The 13974-nt window shown below is 73.2% G+C and carries 12 protein-coding genes; 6 read left to right on the plus strand and 6 right to left on the minus strand.

All coding sequences use genetic code 11. The features are described 5' to 3' along the window. Positions 1 to 3: 3 nt before the first annotated feature. A complete protein-coding gene (gene boxC, locus KPL57_RS38800) occupies positions 4 to 1716 on the minus strand; it encodes a 2,3-epoxybenzoyl-CoA dihydrolase (protein WP_226355475.1) in 1713 nt (570 codons plus the stop codon). 179 nt (positions 1717 to 1895) lie between these two features. Here boxC and KPL57_RS38805 point away from each other — a divergent pair, with 179 nt between their 5' ends. Then, a complete protein-coding gene (locus tag KPL57_RS38805) occupies positions 1896 to 2432 on the plus strand; it encodes a DUF3558 family protein (protein WP_226355476.1) in 537 nt (178 codons plus the stop codon). 3 nt (positions 2433 to 2435) lie between these two features. Here KPL57_RS38805 and KPL57_RS38810 read toward each other — a convergent pair whose 3' ends face one another. Beyond that, positions 2436 to 2879 carry a GNAT family N-acetyltransferase gene (locus tag KPL57_RS38810; RefSeq protein WP_178374194.1) on the minus strand — a complete coding sequence of 148 codons (444 nt, stop codon included), beginning with the start codon at positions 2877 to 2879 and terminating at the stop codon, positions 2436 to 2438. Positions 2880 to 2975: 96 nt separating this feature from the next. Next, positions 2976 to 4643 (minus strand): benzoate-CoA ligase family protein, encoded by a 1668-nt coding sequence (locus tag KPL57_RS38815; RefSeq protein WP_226355477.1) that lies wholly within the window; start codon positions 4641 to 4643, stop codon positions 2976 to 2978. A gap of 127 nt (positions 4644 to 4770) precedes the next feature. Here KPL57_RS38815 and KPL57_RS38820 point away from each other — a divergent pair, with 127 nt between their 5' ends. Then, the gene (locus tag KPL57_RS38820; protein WP_226355478.1) at positions 4771 to 5577 is read left to right on the plus strand and encodes a PIG-L family deacetylase; all 807 of its coding nucleotides are present in this window, start codon (positions 4771 to 4773) and stop codon (positions 5575 to 5577) included. Here the strand turns inward: KPL57_RS38820 and KPL57_RS38825 are convergent. Continuing rightward, positions 5570 to 6691 carry an acyltransferase gene (locus KPL57_RS38825; RefSeq protein WP_226355479.1) on the minus strand — a complete coding sequence of 374 codons (1122 nt, stop codon included), beginning with the start codon at positions 6689 to 6691 and terminating at the stop codon, positions 5570 to 5572. The two genes, KPL57_RS38820 and KPL57_RS38825, sit on opposite strands and share 8 nt — an antisense overlap. 237 nt (positions 6692 to 6928) lie before the next feature. Between KPL57_RS38825 and ctaD the strand changes: the two genes are divergently transcribed. Genes ctaD through KPL57_RS38845 form a run of 4 tightly spaced genes read left to right on the plus strand, consistent with a single transcriptional unit; the run spans position 6929 to position 11325 of the window. After that, positions 6929 to 8683: a cytochrome c oxidase subunit I gene (gene ctaD / locus KPL57_RS38830; protein ID WP_226355480.1), complete on the plus strand. Its 1755-nt coding sequence runs from the start codon at positions 6929 to 6931 to the stop codon at positions 8681 to 8683. A 47-nt stretch (positions 8684 to 8730) separates the two neighbouring features. After that, positions 8731 to 9942: a phosphoserine phosphatase SerB gene (serB, locus tag KPL57_RS38835; RefSeq protein ID WP_374203834.1), complete on the plus strand. Its 1212-nt coding sequence runs from the start codon at positions 8731 to 8733 to the stop codon at positions 9940 to 9942. After that, positions 9939 to 10694, plus strand: coding sequence for a peptidyl-tRNA hydrolase (locus tag KPL57_RS38840; protein ID WP_226355481.1), 756 nt, complete (start codon positions 9939 to 9941; stop codon positions 10692 to 10694). Before serB ends, KPL57_RS38840 begins: the two co-directional genes overlap by 4 nt. 10 nt (positions 10695 to 10704) lie before the next feature. Continuing rightward, positions 10705 to 11325 (plus strand): carboxymuconolactone decarboxylase family protein, encoded by a 621-nt coding sequence (locus KPL57_RS38845; RefSeq protein WP_226355482.1) that lies wholly within the window; start codon positions 10705 to 10707, stop codon positions 11323 to 11325. Positions 11326 to 11342: 17 nt separating this feature from the next. Here the strand turns inward: KPL57_RS38845 and KPL57_RS38850 are convergent, their stop codons facing one another. Both KPL57_RS38850 and KPL57_RS38855 read right to left on the minus strand, forming a co-directional pair. Beyond that, positions 11343 to 11759 (minus strand): organic hydroperoxide resistance protein, encoded by a 417-nt coding sequence (locus KPL57_RS38850; RefSeq protein ID WP_226355483.1) that lies wholly within the window; start codon positions 11757 to 11759, stop codon positions 11343 to 11345. A gap of 73 nt (positions 11760 to 11832) precedes the next feature. After that, the gene (locus tag KPL57_RS38855; RefSeq protein WP_374203864.1) at positions 11833 to 13923 is read right to left on the minus strand and encodes an ATP-dependent DNA helicase; all 2091 of its coding nucleotides are present in this window, start codon (positions 13921 to 13923) and stop codon (positions 11833 to 11835) included. Between the last annotated feature and the right edge of the window lie 51 nt (positions 13924 to 13974).

Below are 13974 nucleotides of genomic sequence, written 5' to 3' on the forward strand. Positions count from 1 at the left end.
CGCTCAGACTCGCTTCCGGTCGAAATCGGCCCTGCGGCCCGTCCCGTACTTGCGCAGTGCGCCCTCCGGCCCGGAGGCGTTCGGGCGCACGAAGATCCAGTTCTGCCAGGCGGTGAGGCGGCCGAAGATGCGGCTCTCCATCGTCTCCGGCCCGACGAACCGGTGGTTGGCCTCCATCCCGGTCAACGCGTCCGGCGAGAGCGAGGCCCGCTCCTCGAGCATGATGCGGACCTCGTCGTCCCAGTCGATGTCGTCCGGGGCGTCGGTGACCAGGCCCAGCTCCAGCGCCTCGCCCGCGGTGAGGCGGCGCCCCACCTCCTTGCGGAGCGTGGCGACGTGGTCGTCGTCGCCGTGGAAGCGGCTCGCCAGCCGGGACGGCCCGTTGGGCATCGGGAAGGTGCCGAAGTTCGACGCCGTGAGCATGATCTGGGCCTCGTCGCCCTGCTCGTCGCCCTCGATCGTGCCGTCGAGCATGTACTGGCGGTCGCAGGCCAGGGCCAGCTCCAGCAGCGCACCGGCGAAGCAGGAGCCCGGCTCGACCAGCGCGATCAGGCTGCGGCTGGTCACGTCCAGGCGCTTGAGGGTGCGCTTGAAGTAGTGCCGGATCTCGTTGACCAGCCAGTCGTCGCCGGAGTGCTGCTCGATGACGCGCTCGAAGGCCAGCGCGTCCTCGACGTCGCCCCGGGTGCGGATCACCCAGGTGCCCAGCTCCGGCTCGTTGCTGCGCAGGCGCAGGACCAGGTCGTCGAGCTGGCGGGTCATGGCCAGCGGCCAGAAGTCCGCGCCGAGGGCGTGCACGCGCTCGATGCTCTCCGGGACACCGCCCTCGGGCCCGTCGACGGTGATCTCCACCAGGCCCCGGTCGCGGTCGAACTCCGCGCGCACGTGCGGGTAGGTGATGCCGTCGGCGGTCTCGGTGCGCTCCAGCGGGGCCAGCTCGATCCCCTCGTCCGCGGGCAGCCGCGTCGACGCCGCCGCGGCCTCGACGGCCCGCTCGGCCACCGTCTCGTCCCAGCGGCGCTTGGGGATCACCTCGTCGACGAGCTTCCACTCGACGGCCTGCCTCCCGCCGAAGCCCTCGGACCTCGTGGCGAACACGTCGGCGCGGTCCTTGCGGACGCGGCGCTTGTCGGTGACGCGGGTGAGGCCGCCGGTGCCGGGCAGCACGCCCAGCAGCGGGACCTCGGGCAGCGCGACGGTGGAGGAGTTGTCGTCGATCAGCAGGATCCGCTCGCAGGCCAGCGCCATCTCGTAGCCGCCGCCGGCGGCCGTGCCGTTGACGGCAGCGATCCAGGTCTGGCCGGAGTACGCGGTCGCGTCCTCGATGCCGTTGCGGGTCTCGTTGGTGAACTTGCAGAAGTTCACCTTCCACGGGTGCGAGGACCCGGCGAGCATCCGGATGTTCGCGCCCGCGCAGAAGTTGCGGTCCTTGGCGCTGGTCAGTACGACGGCCCTGACCTGCGGATGGGCGAACCGCAGCCGCTGGGTGATGTCGTAGAGCTCGATGTCGACGCCGAGGTCGTAGGAGTTCATCTTCAGCTCGTAGCCGGGGACGAGGCCGCCCGCCTCGTCGACGTCGAGCTTCACGTACGCGACCGTGGGGTCGTCCGGGTCGAGCGCGAGCTTCCAGTGACGGTAGCCCGACGGGTCGCGGTCGAAGTCCACCCGCGGGACGGCGCCGTCGTCCGGGTCGACGGACGGGTCTGCACTGCTCATGGACTCCGCTCCTCCTCGCGTCGTTGCGGCCACCAAAGACTACAACCAGATGACGTGGCGACGGAAGAGTGTGGAGTGTCTGCGATCACGGCGAGCCGCCGGTCGGCTCGCGCCGACCGGTGTGACGGCCACGACCGCCGGACCTCCGCATTCCGCCCCGGCGCCGGACCGGTCCGGGAATGATCCACTTCGTGCATCGATCCCCGCTCGTGGGCCTCGCCCTCGCCGCCGTGTCCCTCTCCCTGCTCGCCGGCTGTTCCGGAGGGCCCGGGGCCGCCACCCCGGCCGCCGCGCCGGCCCTGGACCTGTCCGCGCCGCCGTGCTCGTACGTCCCGGAGGGCGAGCTGGCCGGGCTCGGCCTGACCGGGCCGGGCACGGCCACCGGCGAGCCCGCGCCGAGCTGCCGCTGGGACACCGTCGGCACCGGGGGCGGGACGGCGGGGTTCTCCTTCTCCGTGCCGACGACGCTGCTCGTCGCCGCGCAGCCCGGGGCCTTCGACGCCGGGCTCACGCAGATGCGCACCCAGGGGTCCGCGGTCACCGAGGAGACCCTCGACGGTCGCCGCGCCGCGGTGTCGCAGACCGAGGGTGTCTGCCTCGTGGTCGTCGACGCCGGATCGGGGATGCTGTCGGTCGTCGGCTCCGCCCCGTCCGACCCCTGCGGCGCGGCCCGGAAGATCGTCTCGACCGCGCTGCGCACCGCGGGCGCGGCCTGAGCCTCAGCCCTGGTTCTGCACCAGCGCGGCCGGGACCTGCTTGCGCAGCTCGCCGACGTCGTTGCGGGCGAAGCCGCGCGCGGTGAGCCAGGCGGTCACCGGCTCGGGGTCGGGGTGGCCGTGCGGCACGACGTTGTAGAGGTAGTTCAGCCGCCGCCGGCCGGCCTCGGCCTCCAGCCGCTCCAGCACGAACGAGCCGACGCCGGAGTGCCGGGCCGCGGGGGCGACGAGGACCAGGATCTCGGCGTCACCCCAGCTGCCGTCGAGCCGGCCGTAGGCGACGGTCGTGCCGTCGGCGTCCTCGACGCGCCACCACTCGTCGCCGAGCGGGTCGCCGTCGCCGGGACGGCCGAGGCCGAACAGCGCGGGGTCGAGACCGTCGAGCACCCGGCCCTTCCGGTCGTCCCAGGTCGCGGGGGTCTCCGGGATCCAGTCCCACGTGTCCACGCCGGCCTCCTCGCCGTCGGTGTGTCCGCCGAGTGAACCCCGGCGGAGCGGCCCGGGTCGAGCGAACGTCCTACATCGAGACACTCCGGACGGTCCTCAGACCACCGTCTCCGGGTCGCCGGGGTGCCCGGTGGCCCCCGGCAGCGCGGCGGCGTGCGCGCGCAGCCGGTAGCGCTGGATCTTCCCGGTGGGGGTCTTGGGCAGCTCGTCGACGGTGACCACGGCGCGCGGCCGCTTGAACGACGCCAGCCCCTCGCGGCAGAACGCGACCAGCTCGGCCTCCGACGGCGCCGCCGCCGGGTCGCGGGGCACGACGAACGCGACCGGCTTGTCCAGCCCGTCGTCGTCCGGGATCCCGACGACGACCGCCTCCGCGAGCCCCGGGTGCTCCAGCAGGCGGGTCTCGACCTCGCCGGGGGAGACCCAGATGCCCCCGACCTTGAGGACGTCGTCGGCCCGGCCCAGGCAGGTCCACGACCCGTCCTCGCCGCGGACGTACTGGTCGCCGGTGCGCATCCAGCGGCCCTGGAACACTGCGCGGTTGACCTCGGTGCGGCACCAGTAGCCGGTGCACACCGAGTCGCCCGCGACGTAGAGCATGCCCTGCTCGCCGGGGCCGTCGATGACGCTGCCGTCCGGTCGTCGCAGCTCCACCTCGTAGCCGGGGACCGGGAAGCCGGAGCTGCCCGGCACGACCTCGCCCGGCCGGTTGGAGATGAAGATGTGCAGCGCCTCGGTGGAACCGATGCCGTCGAGGACCTCGAAGCCGTAGCGGTCGAGCACGCCGTGGAACATCCGCGCGGGCAGCGCCTCGCCCGCCGAGGCGCCGCGGCGCACGGTGGCGAACCGCTCGCGCGGCAGCTCGGCGGCGATCATCGGGCCCCAGAAGCTGGGGACGGCGAAGAACAGCGTCGCGCCGTGCTGCTCGGCGAGGCGGGAGTAGTGCTCGGGGTTCGGCCGGGACGGTTCGAGGACGGCGCAGGCGCCGACCGAGAGCGGGAAGAACATCGAGTTGCCGATGCCGTAGGCGAAGAACAGCTTCGCGACCGACAGGCAGACGTCGTCGCGGTGGATGCCGAGGACCTGGCGGCCGTAGGTGTCGGCGACGAACCGGATGTCGTCGTGGCGGTGCATGGCACCCTTGGGCTTGCCGGTCGTGCCCGAGGTGTAGAGCCACAGCGCCTGGGACTCCGCCCAGGTCGGGTGCGGCTCGGGCAGCGGGTCGGCGCCGTCGAGCAGGGCGTCCCAGGTCAGGGAGGTGACCCCGGTGACCAGCGGGTCGGCCCCGGTGAGCACGACGCGCTCCAGGTCGGGCGCCCCCGCGACGGCCTCGGTGAGGTGCGCGGCGAACGCCTCGCCGCCGATCACGGTGGTCGCCCGCGAGTCCCGGACGAGCACGGCGAGCTCGCGCCCGGTCAGCATCGTCGAGCACGGCACGGCGACCGCGCCCGCCCACAGGGTCGCGAGGATCGCGGTGAACAGCTCGACGTCGTCGGGCATCACGAGCAGCACGCGCTGCTCGGGCCGCACGCCGGCCCGGCGCAGGGCCCCGGCGACGAGCCGGACCCGGTCGGTCAGGGCGGCGTAGGTGAGCGAGCCGCCGGGGAACCGGACGGCGGTGCGGCCGCCGTCCCCGGCCCCGACCCGGGCGGCGGTGAGGTGCGCGGCGGCGTTGAACGCCTCCGGCGCCTGCTGCGCGCTGCGGGGGACGGGCACGGTGGTGTGGGCGGGATCGACGTTGTCGACGCTGACGACATCGGCCATGGTGGGTGGCTCCTGTGCCGGTTCGGGGACCTGTGATGCTACACACATCGGACGGCGCGTCAACGGTTTGTAGATCGACGACGGCCCGGTGCGGGGCGGCCGGGACCGGCTCCTAGGCTCACCGTCCGTGGGGACCCTCGTCAGCTTCCATGCCCATCCCGACGACGAGTCGATCGGCACCGCGGGCACGCTCGCCAAGGCCGCCGCGCTCGGCCACCGCGTCGTCCTCGTCTTCGCCACCCGTGGCGAGCTGGGGGAGCCGGTACCCGGCGTCCTGGCCGAGGGGGAGCAGCTGCCGGTCCGCCGCTCCGCGGAGTGCCACGCCTCGGCCCGCACCCTCGGCGTCGCCCGCGTGGAGTTCCTCGGCTACGTCGACTCCGGGATGATGGGCGAGCCCAGCAACGACGCCCCCTACTGCTTCTGGCAGGCCCCGGTGGAGCACGCGGCCAAGCGGCTCGCGCTGATCCTCGAGGAGGAGGAGGCCGACGTCCTCACCACCTACGACGACAACGGCGGCTACGGCCACCCCGACCACATCCAGGTGCACCGGGTCGGTGCCCGCGCCGGGGAGCTCGCCGGGGTCCCGGTCGTCGCGCAGAACACCACCAACCGCGACTGGCTGCTCCGCGGCATGCGCGGGCTCCAGAAGGAGCGCGGCGGCGACTGGCAGATGCCCGAGATCCCCGACGACGGGTCGTTCGGCAAGCCCGAGTCCGAGATCACCCACCGGGTCGAGGCCGTCGAGTACGCCGAGACCAAGCGGGCCTCGATGCGCGCGCACGCCAGCCAGATGGGCCCCGACCACTTCATGCTGACGATGCCGGACCCGGTGTTCGCGATGGGTCTGGGCACCGAGTTCTACATCGTCGACGCGCAGCCCAACCCGGCCACCGCGCCCGAGATCTGGACCGAGGTCTTCGAGCCGCTCAGGTGACGCCCGCGCGCCGGTCCCACGCCCGCATCAGCGCGGCGTGGGCCGGGCGTTCCACCAGCCGGGTCAGCGCCCAGCCGAGCAGCACCGCCGTCGCCAGCATCGCCGCGGACTGCGCCAGCGGCCCGGCGCCGAGGTCCTGCAGTCGGCGCATCAGCACGTAGCCGACGGTCTGGTGCACCAGGTAGACGCCGTAGGAGATGCCGGCGAGCCTGCGCACCGCCGTCGCCAGCGGGGCGGGCATCCGCGAGCCCGGCCGGGGCAGCCGGGCCACCACGGCGACGAGCGCGATCCCGGCGCAGACCAGCGCGGCGGCGACCGCGTCGAGGTGGTCGAGGTCGATCCGCACGACGCCGTCGGGCCCCGGCTCGAGGCCGTGCACGAACTGGGCCAGGCCGCACACCGCGAGCAGGGCGATCGCGTGCGGGGTGCGCATCCGCCGCGTCGACCACAGCCACACCGCGATCCCGGCCACGAACAGGTGCAGCCGGTGGAACCCCAGCCCGTCGACGACGGTCCGGTACCACCACGGCGGGTCCGCGACGTCGCCCGGCCGCGCCCGCAGCGGCCACAGCAGCAGCGGGACGACCACCATCGCCCACAGCAGCACCCGCAGCCGTGGCCCGTACCCCCAGCGCGTCACGCTCAGCACCGCGGCGGCGGTGAACGCCATCAGCTGCAGCGGCAGCGTCCAGAACGCCGGGTCGAGCCACGGGTAGCGCTCGGTGTCCCAGTTCCCCAGCATCAGCCAGTTGACGACCATCTCCCGTGCCGGCGGCGACGCCCAGTCCGGCGGGGACACGAAGCGCAGGGCCACCCAGGCCAGCGGCACCGCGACGACGAACGCCGGCAGCAGCCGCGCGACCCGGCCCCACCAGTAGCGCCCGGGGGAGTGGCGCCCGAGCGTCGCGCAGGCGAAGTAGGCCGAGACGACCAGCAGCAGGCTCGCCCCGACCTGGTGGTCGAAGGAGAGGCTGCGCGGCGCCAGCTCCGGGTGGAGCACCGGTCCGAGGTGCGTGGCGTGGTAGAGCACGACCAGCAGCACGAAGGTGCTGCGCAGTACGTCCCAGCCCGGCTCCCGGCGACGGGTGCCCGGCGGGGGTGTCGGAACCACCACATCTCCACCGTCGCACACCGCCGGCGACCTGTTGATCCGGGTGAAGGGCGCCCTGAGTGCGCGGTCGGGGGGTGTCGGTTCTACTCTCCGTAGAGCACAATCGGCGCGCGCCGTGCGACGAGCCGGGACCCACGAAGTGGATCTCCCGGACCGGACGGGCGCCGCTCGCCGGTCGGGAAGTACAGTCTGCCCGTCCGCGAGGACGTGCTCAGGTCAGGCAAGTGCATGGAGGCCCAGGTGACAGCCGTCGAGCCCAAGCCGATCTCGACGCGCCCGTATCCGGCGCGGCGTGAGGGCAAGGGATCCACGTTCCTCAAGATGTTGAGGACGACGGACCCGAAGGACATCGCGATCCTCTATCTGACGACGTCGTTCGGCTTCTTCGCCGTCGGCGGGGTCATGGCGCTGCTGATCCGCGCCGAGCTCGCACGGCCGGAGCTGCAGTTCCTGTCGACCGAGCAGTACAACCAGCTGTTCACCATGCACGGCACGATCATGCTGCTGCTGTTCGCGACGCCGATCGTCTTCGGTTTCGCGAACTACATCGTGCCGCTGCAGATCGGTGCCCCCGACGTCGCGTTCCCGCGGCTCAACTCGTTCTCGTACTGGCTGTACCTGTTCGGCGGCCTCATCGTCGTCTCCGGCTTCCTGACCCCGGGCGGCGCGGCGGACTTCGGCTGGTTCGCCTACACCCCGCTGTCGGACGCGGTGCGTTCGCCGGGGCCGGGCGGTGACCTCTGGATCATGGGTCTGGTCGTCTCCGGTCTGGGCACGATCCTCGGTGGCGTCAACTTCGTGACGACCATCGTCTGCATGCGCGCGCCGGGCATGACGATGTTCCGGATGCCGATCTTCACCTGGAACATCTTCATCACCGCGCTGCTGGTGCTGATCGCGTTCCCGATCCTGACCGCAGCGCTGCTGGCGCTGGCCGCGGACCGCCACCTCGGTGCGCAGATCTTCAACCCGGCCAACGGTGGTGTGGTGCTCTGGCAGCACCTGTTCTGGTTCTTCGGCCATCCGGAGGTCTACATCGTCGCGTTGCCGTTCTTCGGCATCGTCTCGGAGATCTTCCCGGTGTTCTCCCGCAAGCCGCTGTTCGGCTACAAGGGCCTGGTCTTCGCGACCATCGCCATCGCGGCGCTGTCGGTCGCGGTGTGGGCGCACCACATGTACGCCACCGGCGCGATCATGCTGTCGTTCTTCGCCTTCACCACGTTCCTCATCGCCATTCCGACGGGCGTCAAGTTCGTCAACTGGATCGGCACCCTGTGGAAGGGCAAGATCACCTACGAGACGCCGATGCTGTTCTCGGTCGGCTTCCTGGTCACGTTCCTCTTCGGTGGTCTGACCGGCATCCTGCTCGCGATGCCGCCGGTGGACTTCCACGTGTCGGACACCTACTTCGTCGTCGCGCACTTCCACTACGTGCTCTACGGCACGATCGTGTTCGCGACCTTCGGCGGGATCTACTTCTGGTTCCCGAAGATGACCGGCCGGTTCCTCGACGAGAAGCTCGGCAAGATCCACTTCTGGCTGACCTTCGTCGGGTTCCACCTGACGTTCCTGGTGCAGCACTGGCTGGGCAACGAGGGCTACCCGCGTCGCTACGCGGACTACCTGCCCTCGGACGGCTTCACCACGCTGAACACGATCTCCTCGATCGGCGCGTTCATCCTCGGTGCCTCGACGCTGCCGTTCTTCTACAACGTGTTCAAGAGCTACCGGTTCGGCCGGGTCTGCACCGTCGACGACCCGTGGGGCTTCGGCAACTCGCTGGAGTGGGCGACCTCGTCCCCGCCGCCGCGGCACAACTTCACCGAGCTGCCCCGGATCCGCTCCGAGCGCCCGGCGTTCGACCTGCACTACCCGCACCTGGTCGAGAAGGCGCGCGCCGAGGCGCACGTCGGCAACCGGGCGCACCCGACCGAGGTCCTCGCACAGTCGGTCGGCAAGGAGTCGCAGCCGGACAGCGACCCCAAGTCGAAGTAGTGGCCCCAGTACTTCCCGGTCCGGCCCGGCCCACCGTGCTCGTCACGGTGACCGGGCCGGACCGGCCTGGTGTCAGCTCCGTCCTGTTCACCGCGCTCACCGCGGCCGGTGTCGAGCTGCTCGACCTGGAGCAGGTCGTGGTGAACGGCCGGCTCACCCTGGGCGCGCTCGTCGTGCCGGCGGGGGACCCGGAGGACCTGCAGGAGACGGTCGGCGCGGCGATGGACTCCATCGCCATGACCGTGCACATCGAGATCCAGCGCGACGGCCGCCAGGCCGCCCGGACGCCGTCGACGCACGTCGTCACGGTGCTGGGCAGGCCGATCACGGCCCGCGCGTTCGGCGCGATCGCCGCGGAGCTCGCCGCGGTCGGCGCCAACATCGACTCCATCCGCCGGGTCGCCGACTACCCGGTGACCGGGCTGGAGCTGCTCGTCTCCCCGGTCCCCGAGGGCGACGCCGACGCCTACCCGCCCGGCACGCTGCGCAGGCGGCTGGTCCGGGTGGCCCGGCAGGCGGGCGTCGACGTCGCGGTGGCCCGGGCCGGGCTGGCCCGGCGCAGCAAGCGGCTGATCGTGTTCGACGTCGACTCCACCCTGATCCAGGGCGAGGTCATCGAGATGCTGGCCGCCCGCGCCGGGGCCGACGTCGAGGCCGAGGTCCGGCGGGTCACCGAGGAGGCCATGGCGGGCCGGCTCGACTTCACCGAGTCGCTGACCCGCCGCGTCGCCGCGCTGGAGGGGCTGCCCGCCTCCGTCGTCGACGAGGTGGCCGCCGGGATCGAGCTGACCCCCGGCGCCCGCACCACGATCCGCACGCTGCGCAGGCTCGGCTACCGCTGCGGCGTCGTCTCGGGTGGGTTCACCCAGGTCATCGCCGGCCTCGCCCGCGAGCTCAAGCTCGACTTCGTGGCCGCGAACGAGCTGGAGATCTCCGGGGGGACGCTCACCGGGCGGGTCGTCGGCGAGGTCGTCGACCGGGCCGGGAAGGCCGTCGCGCTGCGCCGGTTCGCCGAGACCCACGACATCCCGCTCGACCAGACCGTCGCGGTCGGCGACGGCGCGAACGACATCGACATGCTCTCCACCGCCGGGCTCGGCGTGGCGTTCAACGCCAAGCAGGCGCTGCGCGAGATCGCCGACACCTCGGTGTCGGTGCCCTACCTCGACGTCGTGTTGTTCGTCCTGGGCATCACCCGCACCGAGGTCGAGGCCGCCGACGCCGCCGAGGGTGTGCTCCGCCGGGTCCCGCTGGCGTGACCGGTCCCGCACCGATCCTGGATCTGCTGGCGGGCCGCTACGGGGCCGGGGCGCGGGAGCGCGACATCGCGCCGGAGGCCGACGGCGTCGTCCGGGCGATGCCGGTCGTGCTGCGGATCGAGCGCGACCCGCTCCCCGGACGCACCGCGCTGCTGGAGGCCGCCGCGACGGCCGCGGTCGCCGTCTGCACCGACCCGCGGGCCCAGCCCGGCGGCGAGTGGTCCGACGCCGTCGCCCCCTGGGTGGACGGGCGCATCCGCAAGATCGCCCGCCGGGCGCGCGGCGCGCACTGGCGTGCGGTCGGGGAGCTGCCCGGCGTGACGGTGCGGGTCGGCGACGCCGAGGCCCGCGCGCTGCTGCCCGGACCGGTCGACGAGGCGCCGAAGGTGGTCTCGCGGCTGCAGATCGGGGGCACCGAACTGCCCGTCGACGAGCCGGGCCCGCCCGACCCCGGCGCCCCGCTGGTGCTGCTGTCCCCGTACGCGGAGATGACGGTCGGCAAGGCCGCCGCGCAGGTCGGGCACGCCACGATGCTGCTCGGTGCGGCCCTCGGCTGGCCGGTCGGCGCGGCACCGGTGTGCGCGGTGCGGACCGCGGACCGGGCCGCCTGGGACCGGCTGTGCCCGGCCGCCGACGACGGCACCGACGGCGTGGTCGGGGTGCGCGACGCCGGCTTCACCGAGGTCGACCCGGGGACCATGACCTGCCTCGCGCTGGCCCGGGCCGCGTTTGCCGGGACCGCCGGGCGGTGATCCACCGGGTGTGACCACACATCCCTCCGCCGGTGCCCGCGACTGGGGCGGCCGGCTGCCCCGCAACGAGACCCTCGACCTCGACGACGAGCAGCGCGCCGCCGCCGAGCGGCTCCGCTCCGGCTCGGTCCGGTGGGCCGAGGAGTCCGGCTTCGCCGCCACCGACGACGACGGTGGCCTCATCGGCCCGTTCAACGCCTTCGTGCTGCGGCCCGGCCCCGGGAAGGCGTTCAACCGCTGGGTCGGCACCGACCAGCGGGACTCCTCGCTGTCGGCGACCGTGCGCGAGGTCGTGATCCTCACCGTCGGCGCGGCCTGGGGCGCGGCGTACGAGCTGTACGCGCACACCGCCGTCGCCCGGTCGGTGGGGCTGGCCGAGGACGCGGTGCGGGCGCTGCAGGACGGCACCGCCGCCGACGTACTGACCGGCGACGAGCTCGTCGTGCACCGGTTCGTCGACGAGCTCGTCCGCACGCACCGGGTGTCCGAGGGGACCTACGCCGCGGCCGAGGCCGCGCTCGGCCGCGACGGGGTGCTCGACACCGTGCACCTCACCGGCATGTACCTGTCGGTGTCGGCGCTGCTCAACGCCTTCGAGATCCCGGCGCCGGAGATCCCCCCGGCACCGTGACCACCCGGGCTCCGCGGTCAGACGGTCGCGGTGAGGGTGACCTCGACGTTGCCGCGGGTGGCCTTGGAGTACGGGCACACCTGGTGGGCGGCCTCGACGAGCTCGTCCGCGGCCGCCTGGTCCAGACCCGGCAGGTGCGCGGTGATGTCGGCGGCCACGTGGAAGCTGACGTCGTCGGGCGCCAGCTGGATCGTCGCGGTGACCTGGGCGTCGTCCGGGACGGCGGTCTTGGCCTTGCGGGCGGCCATCCGCAGCGCGCCGTGGAAGCAGGCCGCGTAGGCCGCGGCGAACAGCTGCTCGGGGTTGGTGGCGCCCCCGGGGCCGCCCAGCTCCGGCGGCATCTTCAGGTCCTGGTCGATGAAGCCGTCGTCGCTGCGGATGTGGCCGTCGCGGCCGCCGCCGGTCGAGGTGGCCTCGGTCGTGTAGTTCGCCATGGGTGCTCCTCCGGACTCGATTGGTTGCACACAACCTATCTCGGGTCGGGGGTCGTCCGCCGTATGGAGCCGGTCACGACGACTCGCGCAGCCGCCGCAGCGCGCCGTGCACCTTCTCCCGGTCGGTGGTCTCCCAGAACGGGGGCAGGCTCGCCCGCAGGAAGCCGCCGTAGCGCGCGGTCGCGATCCGCGGGTCCAGGATCGCGACGACGCCGCGGTCGTCGGTGGCGCGCAGCAGCCGTCCGGCGCCCTGGGCGAGCAGGAGCGCCGCGTGCGTCGCCGACACCGACAGGAAGCCGTTCCCGCCGCGTGCGTCGGTGGCCTTCTGCCGGGCCGCGATCAGCGGGTCGTCCGGGCGCGGGAACGGGATCCGGTCGATGATCACGCAGGACAGCGACGGGCCGGGCACGTCGACGCCCTGCCACAGCGACAGCGTGCCGAACAGCGAGGTCTCCGGGTCCTCGGCGAACCGCTTGACCAGCAGCATCGTGGAGTCGTCGCCCTGGCACAGCAGAGGGGTGTCGAGCTTGCCGCGCAGCGCCTCGGTGGCCTGCTTCGCCGCGCGGGTGGAGGAGAACAGGCCCAGCGTGCGGCCCCCGGCGGCGCGGACGAGTCCCTCGATCTCGTCGAGGGTCTCCGGCGCGAGGCCGTCGCGGCCGGGGCTGGGCAGCCGCCGGGCGAGGTAGAGGATCCCGGACTTGGCGTGCGCGAACGGGGACCCGACGTCGAGGCCCTGCCAGCGCGGCGCCTCCGGGTCCTGGACCGGGCCGTGCCCCTCGTCGACGCTCGACGGCGGGGTGGACCCGGCCTCCCGGGGCTGCGACGCGGGCAGGCCCCACTGCCGGGCCAATGCGTCGAACGACCCGCCCAGGGCCAGCGTCGCCGAGGTCAGCACGGTGGTGCGGGTGTTGAACAGCCGCTCGCGCAGCAGCCCGCCCACCGACAGCGGCGCGACCCGCAGCACCTTGTGGCGGGAACCGTCGGGCCCCTGCTCACCCAGCCAGACGACGTCGCGGCGCTTGGCCGCGTCGGTCTCCTTGAACGTCTCCAGCAGCCGCGCGGCGGTGTCGACGACCTCGTCGAGCACGGCCTGGGCGAGCTTGCGGGCGGCGGCGCCCTCGGGGTCGGCGTCGTCGCTGCGCTTGTTCGCGCCCATCGACTGCCGGCAGCCCGCCCCGGCCGACAGGATCGCGTTCAGTGCGCCCGCGGCGGCGGTGCCCAGCGACTCCCAGCGCCCGGGAGTCATGTCCTCCAGCACCGCGGCGAGACCCTCACCGGCCTCCGCGAGCCGGTCCGCGGTGTCCTGGTCGACGAGCTTGCCGCAGCGCCGGGCCGCGGTCGCGACGGTGCCCGCGGTCAGCTCGGCGGTGGCCGCGCCGGTGACCCGGTCCACGAGCTCGTGCGCCTCGTCGACGATCACCACGTCGTGCTCGGGCAGCACCTGTGCCTCGCCCATCGCGTCGATCGCGAGCAGGGCGTGGTTGGTGACGACGATGTCCGCCCGCCCCGCCTCGGCCTTGGCCTTCTCGGCGAAGCAGTCCTCACCGACCGGGCAGCGGCTCGCGCCGAGGCACTCCCGTGCCGTCACCGACACCTGCCGCCACGCGGAGTCCGGGACGCCGGGGACCAGCTCGTCGCGGTCCCCGGTCTCGGTGTCCGACGACCACTCGTGCAGCCGCTTCACCTGCCGCCCGAGCGCCGAGATGGCGAACGCGTCGAACAGCTGCTCGTCGCCCGGATCGTCGTCCATGTCGCCGTGGAGCTTGTTCATGCACAGGTAGTTCCGCCGCCCCTTGAGGATGGCGAAGGTGGGCTCGCGGCCCAGCACCTTCTTGAGGCTCTTCGCGACGCGCGGCAGGTCCCGGTCCACGAGCTGGCGCTGGAGCGCGATCGTGGCCGTCGAGACGACGACCGTGGTGTCGCGGGCGATCGCGTGCCGGATCGCGGGCACGAGGTAGGCCAGCGACTTCCCGGTGCCGGTGCCCGCCTGCACGGCCAGGTGCTCCCCGGACGACAGCGAGCGGCGCACCGCGTCGGCCATCCGGTCCTGGCCCTCGCGGCGTGACCCGCCGACCGAGGTGACGGCCACCTCGAGCAGCTCGTGCACACCGGGCAGGTCCTGGGTCCGCACGGGGGCCGTCGAGGGGGGAGGCACGTCCGGCAGGTTACCGAGCGCCCCCGACAGGTCCGGCCGTGACCGTGCCGCCCGGCACCC

Source organism: Pseudonocardia sp. ICBG601 (assembly GCF_020496245.1).

What these genes read in the sequence shown, in the direction of transcription:
- KPL57_RS38805 (WP_226355476.1), top strand. Translation starts at nt 1,896, where the DNA reads ATGATCCACTTCGTGCATCGATCCCCGCTCGTGGGCCTCGCCCTCGCC.
- KPL57_RS38815 (WP_226355477.1), bottom strand. Translation starts at nt 4,643, where the DNA reads ATGGCCGATGTCGTCAGCGTCGACAACGTCGATCCCGCCCACACCACC.
- KPL57_RS38850 (WP_226355483.1), bottom strand. Translation starts at nt 11,759, where the DNA reads ATGGCGAACTACACGACCGAGGCCACCTCGACCGGCGGCGGCCGCGAC.
- boxC (WP_226355475.1), bottom strand. Translation starts at nt 1,716, where the DNA reads ATGAGCAGTGCAGACCCGTCCGTCGACCCGGACGACGGCGCCGTCCCG.